Source organism: Streptomyces cinnabarinus (assembly GCF_027270315.1).
GTDB lineage: Bacteria > Actinomycetota > Actinomycetes > Streptomycetales > Streptomycetaceae > Streptomyces > Streptomyces cinnabarinus.
The window spans coordinates 1,273,638-1,295,326 of sequence record NZ_CP114413.1 but is presented as its reverse complement, the minus strand read 5'-3'; the positions used below and the strand labels follow the sequence as shown (position 1 = coordinate 1,295,326).

At 71.6% G+C, this 21,689-nt stretch carries 7 protein-coding genes (1 of these 7 only partly in view); 3 read left to right on the top strand and 4 right to left on the bottom strand.

All coding sequences use genetic code 11. The features are described from left to right. Positions 1-4: 4 nt before the first annotated feature. Positions 5-1,630 carry a phage tail sheath family protein gene (locus STRCI_RS05465; protein WP_269657696.1) on the bottom strand — a complete coding sequence of 542 codons (1,626 nt, stop codon included), beginning with the start codon at positions 1,628-1,630 and terminating at the stop codon, positions 5-7. 234 nt (positions 1,631-1,864) lie between these two features. On the opposite strand from STRCI_RS05465, the gene STRCI_RS05460 reads away from it, so the two are divergent. Beyond that, entirely contained in the window at positions 1,865-2,650 is a 786-nt protein-coding gene (locus STRCI_RS05460; protein WP_269657695.1) for a thioesterase II family protein, read from the top strand. Positions 2,651-2,660: 10 nt separating this feature from the next. Here STRCI_RS05460 and STRCI_RS05455 read toward each other — a convergent pair whose 3' ends face one another. Then, a complete protein-coding gene (locus STRCI_RS05455; RefSeq protein ID WP_269657694.1) occupies positions 2,661-5,489 on the bottom strand; it encodes a helix-turn-helix transcriptional regulator in 2,829 nt (942 codons plus the stop codon). A 466-nt stretch (positions 5,490-5,955) separates the two neighbouring features. Here STRCI_RS05455 and STRCI_RS05450 point away from each other — a divergent pair, with 466 nt between their 5' ends. Continuing rightward, positions 5,956-7,353: an FAD-dependent oxidoreductase gene (locus tag STRCI_RS05450; protein ID WP_269657693.1), complete on the top strand. Its 1,398-nt coding sequence runs from the start codon at positions 5,956-5,958 to the stop codon at positions 7,351-7,353. A gap of 45 nt (positions 7,354-7,398) precedes the next feature. Here STRCI_RS05450 and STRCI_RS05445 read toward each other — a convergent pair whose 3' ends face one another. Next, positions 7,399-7,791 (bottom strand): nuclear transport factor 2 family protein, encoded by a 393-nt coding sequence (locus STRCI_RS05445; RefSeq protein WP_269657692.1) that lies wholly within the window; start codon positions 7,789-7,791, stop codon positions 7,399-7,401. Positions 7,792-7,810: 19 nt separating this feature from the next. Continuing rightward, positions 7,811-8,248 carry a nuclear transport factor 2 family protein gene (locus STRCI_RS05440; RefSeq protein WP_269657691.1) on the bottom strand — a complete coding sequence of 146 codons (438 nt, stop codon included), beginning with the start codon at positions 8,246-8,248 and terminating at the stop codon, positions 7,811-7,813. A 240-nt stretch (positions 8,249-8,488) separates the two neighbouring features. Between STRCI_RS05440 and STRCI_RS05435 the strand changes: the two genes are divergently transcribed. After that, a protein-coding gene (locus tag STRCI_RS05435; RefSeq protein WP_269657690.1) for a type I polyketide synthase crosses the window boundary here: on the top strand, positions 8,489-21,689 show its start. The gene runs 21,947 nt beyond the window's last position; 13,201 of the gene's 35,148 nt are visible here — the first part of the coding sequence; it begins with the start codon at positions 8,489-8,491; the stop codon falls past the right edge of the window.

The following is a 21,689-nucleotide window of genomic DNA, read 5'->3' as shown; positions in this document are numbered from 1 at the left end:
CCTGCTAGGTCTGGATCTGGCCGGCGAGCTGTTCGATGTGGATGATCACGAACTCGGCGGGCTTGAGCGGTGCGAAGCCGACCTGGATGTTGACGATTCCGCGGTCGATGTCGTTCTGCGGGTTGTTCTCCCGGTCGCACTTGACGAGGTACGCCTCATCGGGCGTGCGGCCCTGGAAGGCGCCCTCGCGGAACAGGGAGTTCATGAAGGCGCCGACGTTCAGCCGGATCGACGACCAGAGGGGCTCGTCGTTGGGCTCGAACACCACCCACTGGGTGCCGCGGAAGAGGCTCTCCTCGATGAAGAGCGCGAGGCGGCGTACGGGGAGGTACTTCCACTCGTCGGAGAGATGATCGGCGCCGCGCAGGGTCCGTGCACCCCATGCCACCGGCCCCAGGCCGGGGAGCTGACGAAGACAGTTGATGCCGAGCGGGTTGAGAAGGCCGTTCTCGGCGTCGGTCATCGGCGTCCGGAGCCCGACGACTCCGGTGAGCGTGGCGTCGGTACCGGCGGGGGCCTTCCACACGCCCCGCTGGGCGTCGGTGCGGGCGAGCACGCCGGCCATCACGCCGCACGGCGGGAAGTTCCTGATCTCGCCGTCCCGCAGCCGGTCGGGGAGCATGACCTCGGGGAAGTAGAGGGCGGCGTTCTTCGCGGCTTCGTCCGGCAGGGGCGGAGTACTGAGTGCTGCCTGCGCGACGGCGTCGGGAGTCTTCTCGGCCCACTCCGATGGAGGATCCACGAGCAGAACGGCGCGCTGTTCGACGCACAGCCTCAGCGCGTCGGGCAGGACCGTCGGCGGACAGCCCGGCAGACACAGCAAGTTGAAGATGTCCGTCTTGCGCAGCTGGTGGATGCCCGACTTCTCCAACTCGCTACCGAGGTAGTCGGTTGCCGTGATCTCGACGGGCTCGTTCTCGGGCTTGCCCGGACGGCTGCTGAGTTGGTCCCCGTCCTCGTCCCCGTCAGCGTCTCCGTCGGGCACCCCGCCTTCAGCGGGCTGGCCTGTCCGCCCTGCCGGCGGACAGGCCAGGAGGTCGTCGGGGGCCGGGTCCGGTGTGTCATGGGCTTGGGGGCGTGCGGTGCCCTCGTCCTCGACCACGACCAGCCGGGAGCCGCTCAGGACCCTTCTCAAGCTGCGTGGGCTGTCCGGGTCGGCGCTGATGGTGCGGTAGCTCTCCTCGAACCCCGTGCCGCAGTCGCGGATGGTGAGGTTGTAGAACTCGTCCCCGGCAGGGAGTTTGTCGTAGTCCACACGAGCGCGGAGGCCCAGCGCCCAGGCCCCGGGACTTGTGGCCTTGAGAAGCGGGCGGTTCTCTCCTTGGGAGTCCTTGCCGACCCGGAACGTCAGTGCCTTGGCGCCGCGCGGCACAAGCCGCACGATCACCGCGTCGGCCCCGCCGTTCAGATAGAACTGTTGGACGGCGTAGCTCATATCGCTGCCCTCGGCGAGGCCGCCGAAGTGGGTCTCGTAGTCGGCCCAGCTCGTGATCCGCACGGGATCGTCGACCGGCCCCCGCGGAGCCGTCCCCACGAACGCCGCGATCGATGTCGGCACACCGGTGATGGTGCGGACCCGGCTCTTGACTTCGTTGATGTAGACACCGGGATACGTGGCGCGCACTGGCATGGGCAGCCCTTTCTCCACAATCGTGTTCGCACCGTAGACACAGCCGCACGCCGACCGCGCGCCGGAGCAGTAGTGCCTCCTTCGAACAGGTGAAGGAGGCGTGCCGATCAGCTCAGGGCGCAGGACGCGGTTAGGGGGAGTAGGGGCTACTGCGTGGCTGGGCCCGGCTCGTAGGGTGGGCGGGATCCGTCCGCATGTCCCGTCGCTCATCGACCGCTGGAGGTACGGCCCGTCATGTCGGCAGTGTCCGGTCAGTTCGACACCTGGTTCCGCCGCTACGAGCCGGTCTCGCCCGGCGCCGTGAAACTTCTCGCGCTGCCGCACGCCGGTGGATCGGCGCCCTACTTCCTGCCGCTGGCGCGGGCGCTCGCGCCGGGGCTGGATGTGCTGTGCGTGCAGTACCCGGGGCGTCTGGACCGGCACCGGGAACCCGCGCTCACCGATCTGCGCGAGCTCGCGGAGCGGGTGTACCGGGCGCTGGTCGCGGCTCCGGCGGGACCCGTGGTGCTCTTCGGGCACAGCATGGGCGCCGTACTCGCCTATGAGATCGCCCGTCGGCTGGAGTCGTCCGGCGGGGGCGAGCTGCTGGGCGTGATCGCCTCCGGGCGGCGGGCGCCGCACCGGTTCCGGGAGGAGACCGTGCATCTGCGGGACGACGACGGCATCGTCGCCGAGATCCGCGAGCTCAGCGGCACCGACCCGGGCGTCCTGGACGACGAGGAGCTGCTGCGGATGGTGCTGCCCGCGCTGCGCGCCGACTACCGGGCCGTGGAGACCTACCGGGAGACCCCCGGGGTGTCGCCGCTCAGCGCGCCGGTGACCGTGCTGACCGGGGAGAGCGACTCCCGGGTGAGCCTGGACGACGCCCGCGCCTGGGAGGAGCTGACGAGCGGGACCTTCCGCTTCCGGTCGTTCCCCGGCGGGCACTTCTATCTCAACGGCCGCCCGGGGGAGGTCACCGCGGCGATCCGGGAGAGCGTCGAGGCCTTCCGCTCCGCGGCCGCGCCGACCTCTTCCTAGCCCCGGCGGCTCACTTGCCGTGTGCGCCCACGGCGGCCAACCGGGTGGCCAGATCCGTGCGTTGCTTGACGTCCAGTTTCCGGTAGATCCGGGTCAGATGCTGTTCGACGGTGCTCACCGTGATGAACAGCTTGCTGGAGATCTGCCGGTTGGTGTGCCCCTGGGCGGCGAGCGCGGCGACCCTGCTCTCCGCCTCGCTGAGCCCACCGAGCGGCTCCGCGCGCTCCGCCTCGGATTCGCCCGCGCACAAGGGCGCCTCCGCCGAGGCCCGGGAGTGGGCCCGCCGCTCCGGCGCGGGGGTGGTGTCACGGCCCGCCGGCTCCGGTCCGGCGGGCCGTCGTAACGCCCGGGTCCGGTCGGTCAGGGCGCGGGCCAGTTCGCGCCGGTCCCCGCAGGACTCCAGGAGCTTCACCGACCGTGCCAGGAGCTGGCGGCCCTGCTCGGCGGGGACCAGCCCGGCCAGCAGCCGGAGCGCCGCGCCCCGGGTGCGCTCGTCGGCGGTGTGGGCGGGATCGAGCTGGTCCTCCAGCAGCCGTACGGCCTCCTGCTGCCGGCCGAGGGCGAGCTGTACCCGGGCCAGATCGAGCCGCCACGGCACCAGGGCCGCGGTGTCCATGCGCCAGGCCGCCATTTCGCGGCGGATCCAGCGCAGATCGTCGGTGGCCGCCCGGCGGGATCCGGCGGCGAGCTGGTAGCGGGCGCGCGCGGCCAGATAGTGCAGGCCCAGCGGGGTGCGGAAGGACTCCGCTGGGACCGGCCGGGCGAGCCAGCGGTCGGCGTCCTCGAAGTGGCCCGCCTCGGTGGCGGCGGCCACCAGCGTGCCGAGCGGCGCGGCCACCGCGGCACCCCACGCCCGCGGGGTGATCACGGTCAGCGCGGCCCGCGCCTGCTCCTCCGCCTCCTGCGGCGAGCCGAGCCGCAGCGCGGCCTCCGCCCGGATCGCGTGCAGCACCGCCTGCCAGGTCGGCGCGTACCGCATCGAGGGCCGGGCCAGCAGCATCCGGGTCCACTCGCAGACCAGGCCGGACCGGCCCGTGTACACCATCACCAGCAGCAGGGTCGCCAGCAGCCCCAGCGCGCCGTCGTCGGCGAGATACCGCTGGATCATCAACTCGGCCTCGGCCGCCGTGTCCCCGGAGGCCCGCGCGGGGTCGAGTGCGTCGGCGAGCAGGACCAGCGCGTCCAGACAGCGGCCGGTGACGGTGGTGGCGGTGCCGGAGTCCGTGAAGCGGCGGGCCTCGTCCCGCGCCTCCTCGCAGTGATCGGGACGGAACAGCGAGATCAGCAGCCGCGCCGCGGCGAGCCGGGCGCGCGTCATGGCGTCCGGGTCGGACATCTGGGCCACCGCCGCCACGATCGAGCGGGCCTTGTCGCTGTGTCCCTGCCACAGCAGCGCCGGAACACCGGTCAGCGCGGCGGGCGGACAGCCGTCGGGCCCGTCGGCGGCGGCCAGCGCCGCCAGGTCGGTGGCGGCGGACAGCGGATTGATCTGCCAGCGGGAGCGCAGCAGCAGACCGTCGTACGGGGTCCACGACCCGGAGTCCGCGCTCTGCCGCTGGGTCAGCCGCAGACAGGCGCTGGTGATGTCGGGACGGCCGGAGGCGGTCGCCTGGTCGGCCGCCCGGTACAGCGCGGGCCGCGCCCACTCCGCCTCTGCCCATTCGGCACCGACCAGATGACGGGCGATCACCTCCGGCTCGGCGCCGTACTCGTGCAGCACCTCGGCCGCCCTGCGGTGCAGCAGACGGCGCTCCTCGGCGGGCAGGTCCGTGAGGACCGCCGGGACGAGCGGCCGCCTGATCCGGTCACCGTCCACCAGCCCGGACTGGCCGAGCAGTTGCACCGCCTGCGCGGTCAGATCGGGGGTCAGGGCGAGCAGCCGGGCCAGCACCGGCAGCGGGGTGGGGTGGCCGAGCACGGCCAGGGTCCGGGCGGTGGCGCGCACCTCGGGCTCGTGCCGGTACAGCGAGCGGAGCACCGCCTGGGCCAGCGGCCCGTCGCTGCCGCCCACCGCCGGGGCGGTCTCGGGCCGCGGGGCGGTGCCGGTTGCGTCCGGGTCGTCCATGAGGGCGCGCATCAGTAAGGGGCTCCCGCCGGTCAGCGCGGGCGCGCGCCGGGCGATCCGGGCGCGGGCCGCGGGGACCGGGTGGGTCTCGGCGAGCAGGCCGAGCGCCTCGTCGGTGAGCGGGGCGAGGTCGATCCGGGAGAAGAAGGGCTGGCTCATCAGCTCGGCCCGGAAGTGCGGATGCGGCGTGCGCAGCTCCGACGACTCGGTCAGCACCACCATGATCCGCTTGTGCCGCAGCCTGCGGACCGCGTACAGCAGACACTGCAAGGACGCCTGATCGGCGTGGTGCACATCGTCGATGGTGATCACCAGGGGGGCCGGGCGGGCCATGTCGAGCAGCGAGGTGAGCATGCCGTGCACGGTGGAGGGCAGCGGCTGCTCGGCCGTCCCGGGCTCCGCCGGGGAAGCGCCGTCGGGCCGCCCGGCGGCCAGCCCCGCGAGATCGTCGGCGGGTGGCGCGATCGGTGCGGTGCGGGCGAGCAGCCGTACGGCGGTGGCGACTTGGCGCATCGAGGCCCGCCCGAGGCCGGAGCTGTCGATGAGCTGGTCCATCACGGCGAACTGGAGATCGCGCTCGGCCCGTGAGCCGACCGCGCGCAGCAGATGCGCCGAAGACTCGGTCACCTCATGGGCGAAGGCCTCCAGCAGCGCGGTCTTGCCACTGCCGACACCGCCCGTGATCAGGCACACCTGCCCGCCGTGCTGGTCGTCGCAGTTGCTCAGTGCCGTGCGGAGCCGGTCCAACTGTGCTGTCCGCTGTATCAGTACCACTCGCGTTGTCCCCCCTGAACGCGATGTCCTGGAGCGAGCTGGCGTATTCCCTGTGCATGTGCGCGGGTGCGCGTCATGGCTCTCCGATGCGGCTGAAACGGTAGTCCTCGCATGGTGGAGTCCGAGTCGAACGGGAGCGGACGGCGGGCTCGTTTACCTCTCGACCGGTGTCGTCGAATGGCGTCCGGGCTGCCACCTTACGACAGATCAAGGGCCGAATTCTTGCCGAATCTTTGCCGTCCCATGGCATCTCCTGGCATCCCCGGTGGGCAATGTCCCCTCGCTCCACCGGCATGACCTGTTCCGGATTTCCTGTGCGCGGCGGGAACCCCTGTTGTTGCGTATAGGGGTTGACGCCACATCACTCCAGCCCAGCGCCGCCGAGGCGACTTTAGGGGTTGGTCGGCCCCCCTCTGTCTCCCTACATTTCGAGACCTGGTCCGGTGCCGACGGAAGGGAAGCCCCAGTGTCGACGAAGCCCAGCCACGGTGCCGTCATCGGCGGCGGACTCGCCGGAATGCTCACGGCGCGGGCCCTGCGCAGGCACCTCGACCGGGTCACCGTCATCGACCGCGACGAACTCCCCGACGGCCCCGAACCCCGCAAGGGCGTACCCCAGGCCCGCCACGCCCATCTGCTCTGGTCGGGCGGCGCCCGGATCGTCGAGTCCCTGCTGCCGGGCACCGTGGAACGCCTGCGCGCCGCGGGCGCCCACCGCATCGGCGTCCAGTCCGACATGGTCAACATGTCCCCCTACGGCTGGCAACGGCGGTTCCCCGAGACCCAGTTCCTCATCGCGGTCGGCCGGCCCCTGCTCGACTGGACGGTCCGCGACCAGGTGCTCGCCGACCCGGCCATCACCGTGCTCGCCCGCACCGAGGTACACGAACTGCGCGGCACCGAAGGACACTTGGACGGCCTCTCGGTCCGCGGCCTCGACAGCGGCGCGGTCACCGAGCTGGACGCCGAACTCGTCGTCGACGCCGGCGGACGCGGCTCACGGCTGCGCCAATGGGTCGCCCCGCTCGGCGTCCCCGAGCCGGAGGAGGACGTGGTCGACTCCGGCATCACCTATTCCACCCGGATCTACCACGCACCCGAACGGGCCGCCGCCCGCTTCCCCATGGTCAGCGTCTACGCCGACTACCGCGCCGGGGAACCCGGCCGCAGCGGACTGATCCTGCCCATCGAGAACGGCCGGTGGATCGTCACCCTCTCCGGCACCCGTGGCGGCGAACCACCCACCGACGAGGCCGGGTTCACCGCCTTCGCCGAGTCGCTGCGCCACCCGCTGGTCGGCCAGGTGCTCGCCACCGCCGAACCGGCCGGGCCCGTCCGTGGCTCCCGCAGCACCGCCAACCGGCGCATCCACTACGACCGGCTGGACCGCTGGCCGGACAACCTGATCGTGCTCGGCGACGCCCTCGCCGCCTTCAACCCCATCTACGGCCACGGCATGAGCTCCGCCGCCCGCGCCGTCGCCGTACTCGACCGCACCCTGCGCCGCCACCGCGGCACACCCGGCCTGGCGGTCACCGCGATGCGCGCGATCGCCGCCGCCATCGACGACCCGTGGATCCTCGCGGCCTCGCAGGACGTCTTCTACCCCGACTGCCGCGTCGAGGCGAAGGACCCGCGGCTCTCCGAGGACCTCCACAGCCGCCAGGACTTCTCCGAACGGGTCGGCACCGTCGGCCTGTCCGACCCGGTGGTCAGCGCCGCCTCCGCCGGAGTGACCACACTCGCCGCGCCCGTCGCCAGCCTCCAGTCACCGGCCGTGCTCAACGCCCTGCGCACCGGACCGGCACAACCGCCGCTGAGCGACCCGCCGCTCACGGACGAGGAGTGGGCGCTGCTGCGCTGAGCCACCGACTACCCGGAGCCGTAGGTCAGTCGCCGGAGCTGGAGGTCAGTCGACGGGCGCCAGATCCGACCGCCCCGCGATGATCCGGGTCTCCGAGATCAGCCCCTCCTCGTTCACCCGCATCAGGCTGACCAGCCGGAAAGCCACCCGGCTGCCGTCCTCCGCACCCGGCACGCCCATCGTCCCGGACACCGCCAAGGTCACGCTCGTCCCGTCCAGGGCCGCCGTCGGCGTGCCCGGAGTCTCCTCGATGCCCGCGGCGATGGCCATGCCCAGATGTCGGCCCAGCGCCTCCCGCCCCACCAGCACCTCGGAGCCCACCGGATCCTCGAACCGTACATCGGGCGTGAACAGGGCCAGGACACCGTCCAGATCACCGGCATTCATCAACCGGCAGTACTCCAGCACCACTTCTTTACGCCTGGCCTCGTCCAGCATTGCGCCGCACCCGCCTTCCTCAGTTCAGAAAACGCACATCCGACCTGCCCCAATAGGCGCGCATCTCCTCGATCAGCCCGCTCGGGCCGACTTCGATGACGAGCATGCAGGTGAACTCCAGACGCGCCTTCTCCGGTTCCTCCGGAGATTCCAGAATTCCGTGCCGCACCATCAAAGGACCGTTCGGCAGGAAATTCATCGTGGAGATCACCGGAACCGCGGCATGCCTCCCGTCGGGCGCCGCCACCGGCTCCCCGTACGCGTCGTGCACGCCCGCGGCCACCGCCCCCGCGATGTGCGAACGCAGCGCGCCATGGCCGACCCGCGGCCCCGAACCCACCGGATCCTCGAACCGCACGGCAGGGGAGTACAGCGCCAGCAACCCCTCGACATCACCGGAGTTGATGCGCTCGCAATGGGCCACGGCCAGCGCCTTGCGCGTCGCTTCGTCGGGCACGGTCCCCGCCCCTCACCGCTCGGCAGCACACGGACCGCAGCAGTGTCACAGCCCGGCCGCGAGCGACGGTACCCCTACCCCTGCCGACCCCTATTCCACGCCTCCCACCGCGGCGAGCACGGCGGAAGCACAGATCAGGGGTTGGGTCACCCCGTCAGGGGTTCCTAGGGTTGAGGTCATCTTGGCCGGAGTTACGGGGTGACGACGCGCTGCTCCGTCGCCCGGACAATGGGGGACCTGGTGGCGAATACGGGAAGTTCTGTCGGACGCACGAACCCCGCGGACGCGCGCTCGGCACACGCGGCACCCCCCGAGCGGATCGCCGTGATCGGACTCGCCTGCCGGCTCCCCGGCGCCCCGGACCCGGCGGCCTTCTGGGAGCTGCTGCGCGAGGGCCGCGAGGCGGTGACCACCACCCCGGCCGAACGCTGGGACGCGGACGCCCACTTCGACCCCGACCTCACCGCCAAGGGCAAGATCAACACCCGGCGAGGCGGCTACCTCGACCACGTCGACCGCTTCGACCCCGCCTTCTTCGGCATCTCCCCCCGTGAAGCCACCGCCATGGACCCCCAGCAGCGCCTGATGCTGGAACTGGGCTGGGAGAGCCTGGAGGACGCCGGGATCGTCCCCGACACCCTCGCCGAGCACACCACCGGCGTCTTCGTCGGCGCCATCTGGGACGACTATGCCGCCCTCCTCCAACGCCAGGGCGCCACCGCCATCGGCGCGCACAGCGTCACCGGCCTGCACCGCAGCATCATCGCCAACCGCCTCTCCTACACGCTCCGGCTCAGCGGCCCGAGCATGACCGTCGACACCGGCCAGTCCTCCTCGCTCGTCGCCGTCCACCTCGCCTGCGAGAGCCTGCGCAGCGGCGAGAGCGACATCGCCCTCGCGGGCGGCGTCAACCTCAACCTGGTGCCCGAAAGCGCCATCGGCGCCGCCAAGTTCGGCGCCCTGTCCCCCGACGGCCGCTGCTACACCTTCGACGCCCGCGCCAACGGCTATGTACGAGGCGAGGGCGCCGGACTCGTCGTACTCAAGCCTCTCTCCCGCGCCCTGGCCGACGGCGACCATGTGCACTGCGTCATCGCGGGCAGCGCGACCGGCAACGACGGCGGCGGCGAGGGCCTGACCGTCCCCACCCCCGAGGGCCAGCACCGCGTCCTCACCCAGGCGTACCGCCGGGCCGGTGTCGACCCCGGCCGCCTCCAGTACGTCGAACTCCACGGCACCGGCACCCGCCGCGGCGACCCCGTCGAGGCCGCCGCACTCGGCGCCGCGGCCGGCACGGCCGCACGCGCCGCGGGCCACTCGGTCGCCGTCGGCTCGGTGAAGACCAACATCGGGCACCTCGAAGGCGCGGCGGGCATCGCGGGCCTGCTGAAGACGGTCCTCGCCCTACGGCACCGCCAGTTGCCCCCGAGCCTCAACTTCACGCAGGCCCATCCCGACATCCCCCTGGACGAACTCGGACTCCGCGTCCACACCACGCTGAGCGACTGGCCCCGCGCCGACGAGCAACTCCTCGCCGGTGTCAGCTCCTTCGGCATGGGCGGCACCAACTGCCATGTCGTGCTCGCCGAGGCACCGCACAGCGAGAACGGGCACACGCCCACCCGGACGGACGGCGCTTCCCCCGCATGGCCGCTGTCCGCCCGTACCGCGACCGCCCTGCGCGCGCAGGCCCGCAGGCTCCGCGAGCACGTCGACACCCACCCCGAACAGACCGCGGCGGACATCGGCCACTCCCTCGCCACCACCCGAACGGCCTTCGTCCACCGAGCAGTAGTCCTCGCCACCGACCGCGAGGACGCGGCCAAGGCGCTCACGGCCCTCGCCGCGGGCCGCCCCTCGCCGGACGTCGCACGCGGCACCGTCACCGAGGGCGGCACCGCCGTCCTCTTCTCCGGCCAGGGCAGCCAACGCCTCGGCATGGGACGCGAGTTGTACGCGACCCAGCCCGCCTTCGCCCGCGCCCTCGACGCGGTCTGCGACCACCTCGACCCCGAAGTACGCGCACTCCTGCTCACCGCTGAACCGACGGCCGCCAACGCCGCCCGCCTCGACCGCACCGCGCTCACCCAGCCCGCACTCTTCGCCGTCGAGGTCGCCCTCTACCGCCTGGCCGAATCCCACGGCCTGGTCGCCGACCATCTCCTCGGCCACTCCGTCGGCGAACTGGCCGCCGCCCATGTCGCCGGCGTCCTCTCCCTCCCCGACGCCTGCGCCCTCGTCACCGCGCGCGGCCGTCTGATGCAGGCCCAGCCCGAGGGCGGCGCCATGGTCGCCCTGGCGGCGACGGAGGCCGAGGTCACGGCCGAACTCGCCGACGGAGGTCTGCCCGTCGAGGGCCACATCACCATCGCCGCCGTCAACGGCCCCGGCTCCTGCGTCGTCTCCGGGGACGCGGACGCCGTCACCGCCTACGCCGCGACCTGGGCGGAACGCGGCCGCAAGACCCACGCCCTGCGGGTCAGCCACGCCTTCCACTCCGCCCATATGGACGGGATGCTGGAGGAGTTCCGCGCCGTCGCGCGCCAGCTCACCTTCCGGCCCCCCGCCATCCCCGTCGTCTCCAACGTCACCGGTCGCCCCGCCACCGCCGCGGAACTGTGCGATCCGGAGTACTGGGTGCGGCACGTCCGCCAGGCCGTGCGCTTCGCCGACGGTATCGACCGCCTGCTCGACCACGGCGTCAGCACATTCCTCGAACTCGGCCCCGACGGTGCCCTGGTGGCCATGGCCCGGGAGTGCCTCGCCGCCCGGCCGGAGGACGGTCGTCCCGCCGACGTCGCCTTCCTCGCGGCGCTGCGGCGCGACCGCGCCGAGGAGCAGACGCTGCGGAGGGCTGTTGCGGGACTGTACGTCCGGGGTGTGGTGCCGACGCCGGTCCCGGTTGGGGGGGTTGGTGGGCGGCGAGTGGCGCTGCCTACGTATGCCTTCCAGCGGAAGCGGTACTGGCTGGCCGGGGCGGAGGCCGAGGTGCCTCCGGCCGGGGACGGGCCCGCCGGAGACGGACACGTTGGGGACGGGCCCGCCGGTGGCTGGCGTGACCGGCTGGCCGGTCTGCCGGGCACGGCCGAACAGACCCGCGCCGTGCTCGACCAGGTCCGTGAGGACATCGCGATCGTCCTCGGCCATGCCACCGACGACGCCGAAGCCATCGACCCCACCTCGACCTTCAAAGACCTCGGCTTCGACTCGTTGACGGCCGTCGAACTCCGCGACCGCCTCGGCGCCGCCACCGGCCTGCGGCTGCCCACGGGACTCCTCTTCGACCACCCCACCCCCGCCGTACTCGCCGACCACCTCCGCGCCGAACTCCTCGGCGACACGGCCGCGCCCCGCACCCCCCACGCCACCACCGTCCACACCGGCGAGCCGATCGCCATCGTCGGCATGGCCTGCCGCTATCCCGGCGGCATCGCCTCCCCGGAAGACCTGTGGCACGTCGTCAGCGACGGACTCGACGTCGTCTCACCCTTCCCCGACGACCGCGGCTGGGACCTGGACGCCCTCTACCACCCCGACCCCGCCCACCACGGCACCAGCTACGCCCGAGAGGGTGGCTTCCTGAAGGACGCGGCCGGGTTCGACGCCGAGTTCTTCGGCATCTCGCCGCGCGAGGCACTGGCCATGGACCCGCAGCAGCGGCTGCTGCTGGAGACCAGCTGGGAGGCGATCGAACGCGCCGGAATCGCGCCCGGCTCCCTGCGCTCCAGTCTGACCGGCGTGTTCGCGGGCGCCATGTCCCAGGACTACGGCGACCGGCTCCACGAGGCCGCCGAACCCACCGAGGGCTTCACCCTGACCGGCAACGCGGCGAGCGTCGTCTCCGGCCGGCTCTCGTACGCCCTCGGCCTGGAGGGCCCGGCGGTCACCGTCGACACGGCCTGCTCGTCGTCTCTGGTGGCGCTGCATCTGGCGGTGCAGTCGCTGCGCAACGGCGAGTGCGACCTTGCCCTGGCCGGCGGTGTCACCGTCATGCCGACGCCCGGGATGTTCGTGGAGTTCAGCCGCCAGCGGGGACTGTCGGCGGACGGGCGCTGCAAGCCGTTCGCCGCGGCGGCCGACGGTACGGGCTGGGCGGAGGGCGTCGGTGTTCTCGTCGTGGAACGGCTCTCGGACGCCCGGGCGAAGGGCCACCGGATCCTGGCCGTCGTACGCGGGTCGGCGATCAACCAGGACGGTGCCTCCAACGGCCTCTCCGCACCCAACGGTCCCTCACAGCAGCGGGTGATTCGCGCCGGTCTCGCCAACTCCGGTCTCACGCCCGCCGAGGTGGACGCGGTGGAGGCGCACGGTACGGGGACGACGCTGGGTGATCCGATCGAGGCGGATGCTCTGTTGGCCACGTATGGGCAGGGGCGGTCGGCTGAGCGGCCGTTGTGGCTGGGGTCGGTGAAGTCGAACATCGGGCATACGCAGGCCGCGGCGGGTGTCGCTGGCGTCATCAAGATGGTGATGGCGATGCGGGCGGGTGTGCTGCCGCGCACGCTGCATGTCGATGAGCCGACACCACACGTCGACTGGGCGGCGGGCGGGGTCCGTTTGCTCACCGCGCCCGTGGAGCTGAGTCCTGAGGACCGTCCTGGGCGGGCCGCTGTGTCGGCGTTCGGGATCTCCGGGACGAACGCGCATGTCGTCTTGGAGGAGGCGCCGCCTGGGGGTTCGGGGCCGGTGGTGGTGTCGGGTCCGGAGGGGTTGTCGGGGTCGCCGGTGGTGCCGTGGCTGGTGTCGGGGCGCAGCGCTGAGGCTCTGACTGCGCAGGCGGGGCGGTTGGCGTCCGTCGCGGGTGATCCGGTGGATGTGGGGTGGAGTCTTTGGGCTTCGCGTACGGCGTTGGAGCATCGGGCGGTCGTATGGGGGCGGGAGGCTGCTGAGCTGACGGCGGGGCTTGCTGCTTTGAGCTCTGGTGGTGTGGCGGGGAACGCCGTGTCTGGTGTGGTGGGTTCGGACTCCGGGGTCGTCTTTGTGTTTCCGGGGCAGGGGTCGCAGTGGGTGGGGATGGGGCGGGGGTTGTTGGGGTCCTCGCCGGTGTTTGCGGCGCGGATTGCTGAGTGTTCTGTCGCTTTGTCGTCTTTCGTGGACTGGTCGTTGACCGAGGTGTTGTCCGGTGACGATGACGTGTGGATGCGGCGGGTGGACATGGTCCAGCCGGTGTTGTGGGCGGTCATGGTGTCGCTGGCCGCTGTGTGGGAGTCGCTGGGCGTCAAGCCCGCTGCGGTGATTGGTCATTCGCAGGGTGAGATTGCGGCTGCGGCGGTGGCAGGTGTGCTCAGTCTGGAGGATGCGGCTCGGGTCGTGGCGCTGAGGTCTGCTGCTATCCGGGATGAACTGGCCGGTCGTGGTGGGATGTTGTCGCTGGCGACGGGTGCTGAGCAGGCGTCGGGGTGGGTGTCGTCGTACGGGGGCCGGGTCTCGGTGGCGGTCTACAACGGTCCGGACGCCACGGTCGTAGCCGGTGATCCGGAAGCTCTGGACGAGATCGCGGCCACTGCTGAAGCCGCTGGTGTACGCGCACGCCGTGTCCCCGTGGATTACGCCTCGCACTCGACGCACGTGGAAGACATCCGGGAGCGTCTGCTGGAGGTCCTCGCACCGGTATCGGCGCGTGCATCCCGTGTTCCGGTCATTTCCACCGTCACCGGTGGGGTGTTGGACACGACCACGATGGACGCCTCGTACTGGTACGAGGGCCTGCGTCAGCCTGTCCGTTTCACCGAGGCGATCCAAGAGGCCCTGAACCAGGGTCACTTCCGCCTGATCGAGGTCAGCGCGCACCCCGTCCTGACCATGGGCGTGCAAGCCATCGCCGAGGCCGCAGAGCAGCCGGTCACCGTCGTCGGGACCCTCCGTCGCGACGAGGACGAGAGCACCCGCTTCATCGCCGGCGCCGCCGAGCTATGGGTTCGTGGCGTGGACATCGACTGGTCGGCCGCGTACGCGGGCCGCGCCGCACGCCGGGTCGACCTCCCCACCTATGCCTTTCAACACCAGCGCTACTGGCTGGAATCCACCACAGCTATTGCCGACGTCAGCGGTGCCGGACTCGCCGCCGCCGATCATCCGTTGCTGGGCGCGGCAGTCAGTCTTGCCGGCGGTGATGGTGCCGTTCTGACGGGGCGGCTTTCCTTGCGTACGCATCCCTGGCTCGCGGATCACGCCGTTGCCGGGACGGTTCTCTTCCCGGGCACCGGGTTTGTGGAGCTGGCCATCAGGGCCGGCGATGAGGTCGGCTGCGGGCAGGTCGGCGAACTCATGCTCCAGGCGCCGCTTCTCATACCCGAACAGGGTGCCGTTCAGCTCCAACTCGTCATCGGCGGACTGGAGTCCGCCGGTCACCGCTCGATCGCCGTCTACTCCCGCCCCGAAGACTCTGAGCCTGATCAGGAGTGGACGCTTCACGCGGAAGGGACCCTCGGCACCGATGAGCCGCAGGCGCCCTCGAACGACCTGGTGGCGTGGCCGCCCGTCGGAGCCGAGCCGGTGGACATCGGTGATCGGTATGCCCGACTGCACACCTCCGGATATCACTACGGACCGGTGTTCCAGGGGCTGCGTGCGATGTGGCGGCGCGGGGACGAGGTCTTCGCCGAGGTGGAGTTGGGGGAGTCGGAGCGGGCTGAGGCGGGTCGCTTCGGGATTCATCCGGCGTTGCTGGACGCGGCTCTGCACGCGGTGTTGCCGGTCGATGGCGGTGGGACCCGGTTGCCGTTCGTGTGGTCGGGTGTGTCGTTGTCGGCGGTGGGGGCGTCGGCGGTTCGGGTGCGGTTGGCTCCGGCTGGTGGGGATGCGGTGTCGGTGTTGGTGGCCGATGCCGGGGGTGCTCCGGTGGCGTTCGTGGAGTCGTTGGCGTTGCGCCCGGTGGCCGTCGAGGAGCTGGGGGCCGCCGTACGGGATGCCCTGTTCCGAGTGGACTGGACTCCTGTCGGGCCTGCTCCGGTGCGAGAGGAACCAGGTTGGGCGCTGCTCGGCGATGCCGATCCGTTCGGCTTCGGGCTTCCCTTCCTGCGGAGCCTGGACGAGTTGGCGGACGGCGCCGAGGTGCCCTCCGTGGTGGCCTTCCCTGTCGATGGCGGTGGCTCCGGGGGCGCCGAAGCCGTTCACCGGACGGTGTTGAAGACCTGGGAGGTGGTCCGGACTTGGCTGGCGGACGAGCGGTTCGCTGACGCGCGTCTGGTGGTTGTCACTCGCGGGGGCACGCAAGGCCCCACCGATCTCGCCGCCTCCGCCGTGTGGGGTCTGATCCGCTCCGCCGAGACCGAGAATCCCGGGCGCTTCGGGCTGCTCGACCTGGACCCGACGGGCGGCGACCTCCTCGCCGCCGCGAAGGGGCTGGCCTCCGTGTCGTCGGGGGAGTGGCAGGTGGCGGTGCGTGGGGGTGAGGTGCTGGCGCCGCGTCTGGTGCGTGCCTCCGGCTCGGAGGCCGCGACTGGGTTTGGTGATGGTGCGGTTCTGGTGACGGGTGGTACGGGGACGTTGGGTGGGTTGGTCGCTCGGCATCTCGTCACCGCGCACGGTGTGCGGGAGTTGGTGCTGATCAGCCGTCGTGGTGCTGAGGCGCCGGGGGCGGTGGAGTTGGTCGCGGAGCTTGCGGATGCGGGTGCGGTTGTTGAGGTGGTGGCTTGTGACGCTGCTGATCGGGAGGCGTTGGCGGCGCTGCTTGCCGAGCGTCCGGTCACCGGTGTCGTGCACCTCGCGGGCGTCCTCGACGACGCCGTCGTCACCGGACTCACCTCTGGGCACTTCGAACGCGTCCTGCGTCCCAAGGTGGACGCTGCCGTCAACCTGGACGAGTTGACCCGCGATCTCGACCTTTCCGCCTTCGTCCTCTTCTCCTCGGTCGTCGGCGTCCTCGGCGGCCCCGGTCAGGCCAACTACGCCGCCGCCAACACCTTCCTGGACGCCTTGGCCGAGCGGCGCCGGTCGGAAGGGCTGCCGGCGACCTCCCTCGCCTGGGGGCTGTGGGCCGACGCCAGCGGCATGACCGGCCATATGGACCGGACGGCCGTCGCCCGCATGGCTCGCGCCGGAATCGTCGGCCTCCCCTCCGACCAGGGTCTCGCCCTCCTGGACGCCGCCCTGGCCAGCGATGAGCCCCTGCTCGTCACCGCACGGCTCAACACCTCCGCTGTCCGAGCCCAGGCCGCCGACGCAGGCGTACCGCCACTCCTGCGCGGACTCGTCCGGAGCACCAACCGTCGTACGGCCAACAGCCTCCAGGGCGAGGCTGCCGCGGGCTCGCTCGGCCGCAGGCTGGCCGGGCTCTCCCGCGATGAGCAGCGGCACGAACTCCTTGCCGTGATCCGGTCCAGCGTGGCTCTCGTCCTGGGGCACGCCTCGGACCGCATGGTCGACACGGACCGGACGTTCAAGGAGTTGGGGTTCGATTCGCTGTTGGCGGTGGAGTTGCGGAATCGGTTGGGTGAGGCGGTGGGGTTGCGGCTGCCGGCGACGCTGGTCTTTGACTATCCGACGCCGGTTGCGGTGGCGGGGTTGTTGGTGGATGAGCTGGTGGGGGCTGTCGGGCCGGTGGGTGGGGCTGCGGTGGTGGTCGCCGGGGTGGATGACCCGGTGGCGATTGTGTCGGCTGCTTGTCGGTATCCGGGTGGTGTGAGGTCGCCGGAGGAGTTGTGGCGGCTGGTGGTGGAGGGTCGGGATGCGGTGGGGCCGTTCCCGGCTGATCGTGGCTGGGATCTGGAGGGGTTGTTCGATCCGGATCCGGGTGCGTTCGGCAAGTCGTATGCGAGTGAGGGCGGTTTCCTTTACGAGGCTGCTGAGTTCGATGCGGGGTTGTTCGGTATCTCGCCGCGTGAGGCGGTGGCGATGGATCCGCAGCAGCGGTTGCTGTTGGAGACGTCGTGGGAGGTCTTCGAGCGGGCGGGTATCGCGGTGGATTCGGTGCGGGGGAGCCGTACCGGGGTCTTCGCCGGGGTGATGTACCACGACTACGCGAGCCGACTGCACAACGTCCCCGAGGAGGTCGAGGGTTACCTCGGCACCGGCAGTTGGGCCAGCGTGCTGTCCGGCCGACTCGCCTACACCTTCGGTCTTGAGGGGCCTGCGGTCTCCGTCGATACGGCCTGCTCGTCCTCGCTGGTCGCGTTGCACATAGCCGTGCAGGCACTGCGGAACGGCGAGTGCGACATGGCGCTCGCCGGGGGCGTCACGGTGATGCCGACTCCGGGCACCTTCTTGGAGTTCAGCCGTCAGCGTGGGCTTGCCGCTGATGGTCGGTGCAAGTCGTTCGCGGCGGGGGCTGACGGTACCGGGTGGGCCGAGGGTGCGGGTGTGCTGCTCCTGGAGCGGCTGTCGGATGCTCGCTGTAACGGTCACCAGGTGCTCGCGGTGGTGCGGGGTTCGGCCGTGAACCAGGACGGGGCGTCCAATGGTCTTACGGCGCCCAACGGGCCCTCGCAGCAGCGTGTTATCCGTGCCGCTCTGGCCAGTGGTGGGCTGAACGCGGGCGATGTCGACGCGGTTGAGGCGCACGGCACGGGCACGACGCTGGGTGACCCGATCGAAGCGCAGGCGCTGCTGGCCACCTACGGTCAGGGCCGGGATGCGGAACGGCCGTTGTGGCTCGGGTCGGTCAAGTCGAATATCGGGCATGCGCAGGCCGCTGCTGGTGTCGCTGGCGTCATCAAGATGGTGATGGCCATGCGGGAGGGGGTCCTGCCCAGGACTCTCCACGTCGACGAGCCGTCTCCGCACGTCGACTGGACGTCCGGTGCAGTTGAGCTGCTCACAGAGGGCATCTCCTGGCCGCAGTCCGGGCGTCCGCGTCGGGCGGGTGTCTCGGCCTTCGGAATCGGTGGCACGAACGCGCACGTCATCCTGGAGGAGGCTCCGCACGCCCCGACTGAGGATTCGTCCGCTCCGGTGGGTGGGCTGCTGCCGTGGGTTCTGTCTGCTGGATCGGCGGAGGCGCTTCGGGCGCAGGCTGAGCGTTTGTCGGCTGTGGCTGGTGCGCTTGAACCGGTCGATGTGGGCTGGTCGTTGGCGGTCGGTCGGGCTGCCCTGGGGCATCGCGCGGTGGTCTGGGGTGCCGAGCGTGAGGAACTGACGGCCGGGCTTGCCTCGGTGGAGTCCTCCGGTGGTCTCGTGGAGGGCCGGCTCGCGGTGCTGTTCACGGGGCAGGGGTCGCAGCGGGTTCGGATGGGTGCGGAGCTGGCTGCTGAGTTCCCGCTGTTCGCACAGGTGTTGGGTGAGGTGTGTGCCGCCTTTGAGGGGTTGTTGCCCGAGCCGTTGGCGGAGGTGCTGGCGGGCGCGTCGGATCTGCTGGATCAGACGGTGTTCACGCAGGCCGGGCTGTTCGCCGTTGAGGTGGCTCTCTATCGGCTCGTGGAGTCGTGGGGTGTTCGCCCGGACTTCGTGATGGGGCATTCCATCGGGGAGTTGGTCGCCGCCTATGTGGCGGGGGTGTTCTCGTTGGAGGACGCCTGCCGTTTGGTGGCTGCGCGTGGTGGGCTGATGCAGGCGCTGCCCGAGGGCGGAGCCATGCTCGCCGTGCAGGCCGGGGTCTCCGACCTGGAGGAAGTCCTCGAATCGGTGGATCTGGCGGCGGTGAACGGGCCGTCATCGGTGGTGGTCTCGGGCCGTGAGGTCGACATCGAGGCCGTACGGCAGCGGTTGACGGGTGTGAAGACGCGGCGGCTGTCGGTCTCGCACGCCTTCCACTCCTCGCTGATGGAACCGATGCTCGCCGACTTCGAGCAGGTCGCCGCGGACATCGCCTACGCCGAACCCCGGATCCCTGTCGTGTCGAACCTCTCGGGTCAGGTCGCGGGCGAGGAGATCCGCACTCCCGCTTACTGGGTCCGGCATGTGCGGGAGGCTGTGCGTTTCGCCGACGGTGTAGGCGCGTTGGCCGAGGCCGGGGTGACTAAGTTCCTGGAGCTGGGGCCCGACGCGACGTTGACCGCGATGGGGGCCGAGTGCGCGGAGGGGCTGTTCGTCCCCGTGACCCGTCGTGGGCACGATGAGGTGGAGACCTTCACCGCGGCCGTTTCCCGTCTCTGGGCGAGCGGTGTCGACGTCGACTGGGCGGCGGTGTTCGCGGGCCGCGGCCCGCGCCGCGTCGACCTGCCGACATACGCCTTCCAGCGTGACCACTACTGGCTGATCGACGACGCCAGGACGGGTGACCCTGCTGGGCTCGGGCTCGGGGAGGCCGGGCATCCGTTGCTGGGCGCGGCGGTTCCGCTCGCGGCCGGGGACGGTGTGCTGCTGACGGGGCGGCTGTCGACCCGCACGCACCCCTGGCTCGCCGACCACGCGGTGGCGGGGGCGGTGTTGCTGCCGGGCACGGCCTTCGTGGAGCTGGCGGTGCGCGCCGGGGACGAGGTCGGCTGCGGGAGCGTACGGGAGTTGGCGCTTCAGGCGCCGTTGGTGCTGCCCGAGCGGGGTGGTGTTCAGGTTCAGGTCGTGGTGGGGCCGGTAGGCCAGGACGGGCAGCGATCCCTCGTCGTCTACTCCCGTCCAGAGGAGTCGGGACCGGACGCTCCCTGGACCGCGCACGCGGAAGGCGTCCTGGCCGAGGACTCGGTCACGCCCTCCGCTGACCTCGCGGTGTGGCCGCCTGCGGACGCGGAGCCGGTGGACGTGTCCGGCTTCTACGCGCAGGCCGAGGCCGCCGGATATGGCTACGGGCCCGCCTTCCAGGGCCTGATCGCGGTATGGCGCCGGGGCGAAGAGGTGTTCGCGGAGGTGGAGTTGGCCACGGAGGCGGGGGCCTTCGGGGTGCATCCGGCGCTGCTGGACTCCGCGCTGCACGCGGTGCTGGCGACCTCCGAGTGGGGTGCGGGGCTGCGGCTGCCGTTCCTCTGGGAGGGCGTCTCCCTCCTCGCGTCCGGTGCTACGGCCGCCCGGGTCCGTCTCGCGCCTCTCGGCCCGGACACGGTCTCCGTCGAGCTGGCGGACGCGAACGGCGCGCCGATTGCCGTCGCCGAGTCCCTGTTGCTGCGCCCGGTGGCCGCCGACCAACTGGCCGCAGCCGCCACGGGCAATGGTCCGGATTCCCTCTACCGGCTGGAGTGGACGGCCGCTCCCGCCACCGACGCCGGCACCGTGAACGCGACTCGGTACGCCGGGATCGACGCCGTACGCGCCGCTCTCGACGCGGGTGAGACGGCACCGGAGGCCGCGCTCGTCGAGGTCTCGGGGGCGGAGTTGGCCGCGCAGGCCACCGCCGAGGTGCTGGCGCTGGTGCAGGGCTGGTTGGGTGAGGAACGGCTGGCCGGGGCACGCCTGGTGGTGCTGACACGGGGCGCGGTGGCCACCGACGGCGGTGACGTCGTCGACCTGGCGGCCGCGCCCGTGTGGGGCCTGGTCCGGTCCGCGCAGTCGGAGAACCCCGGGCGCCTGGTGCTGCTCGACGCCGATCCGGCCGCCGAGGGCGATGACGAGGCTGTGCTGCGGGCCGCGTTGGCCTGCGGTGAGCCGCAGATGGCGGTGCGGGCGGGTCGGCTGCTGGTGCCGCGTCTCGTGCGGGCGGCCGGTACCGGCGAGGGCCTCGTGGTTCCGTCGGACGCTGCCGCCTGGCGTCTGGACACCCCTGGCACCGGCACGCTGGAGGGACTCGGGCTGGTCGCGGCGCCGGGAGCGTCCGCGCCGCTCACGGCCGGGCAGATACGGATCGGTGTCCGCGCGGCCGGGGTGAATTTCCGTGACGTCCTGATGAGCCTCGGGATGTACCCGGGCCGTCCGGTGCTGGGCAGCGAGGCCGCCGGTGTGGTGCTCGAAGTCGGGGACGGGGTCACCGACTTCGCTCCGGGAGACCGGGTCATGGGCCTGGTCCTGGAGAGCTTCGGCCCGGTGGCGGTCGCCGACGCCCGTGTGGTGGTGCCGGTGCCGGAGGGCTGGTCGTTCGAGCAGGCCGCGTGTATGCCGGTGGTGTTCCTGACGGCGTACTACGGACTCGTCGACCTCGGCGCTGTCCAGCACGGCGAGACGGTGCTGGTGCACGCGGGCGCCGGTGGTGTGGGCATGGCCGCGATCCAGCTCGCCCGCCATCTGGGGGCGCGAGTGCTGGCCACGGCCAGTCCGGGGAAGTGGGACACGCTGCGGGCCCTCGGACTCGACGATGCCTCGATCGCGTCCTCGCGGGATCTGACGTTCCGGGAGACCTTCGCGGGCGCGGGCGTGGACGTCGTACTCAACGCCCTGGCCGGTGAGTTCGTCGATGCCTCGCTCGACCTGCTGACCTCTGGTGGCCGGTTCCTGGAGATGGGGAAGACGGACGTCCGTGAGCCTGGGCTGCGGCCTGGGGTCGCATACACGGCCTTCGACATGCTCGACGCCGGCCCTGGGCGGATCGGCGAGATGCTCCGCGCGCTGATGGAGCTGTTCGCGGCCGGGGTGTTGGAGCCGTTGCCGGTGCGGGCGTGGGAGGTGCGCCGGGCGCGGGAGGCGTTCCGGTTCATGAGCCAGG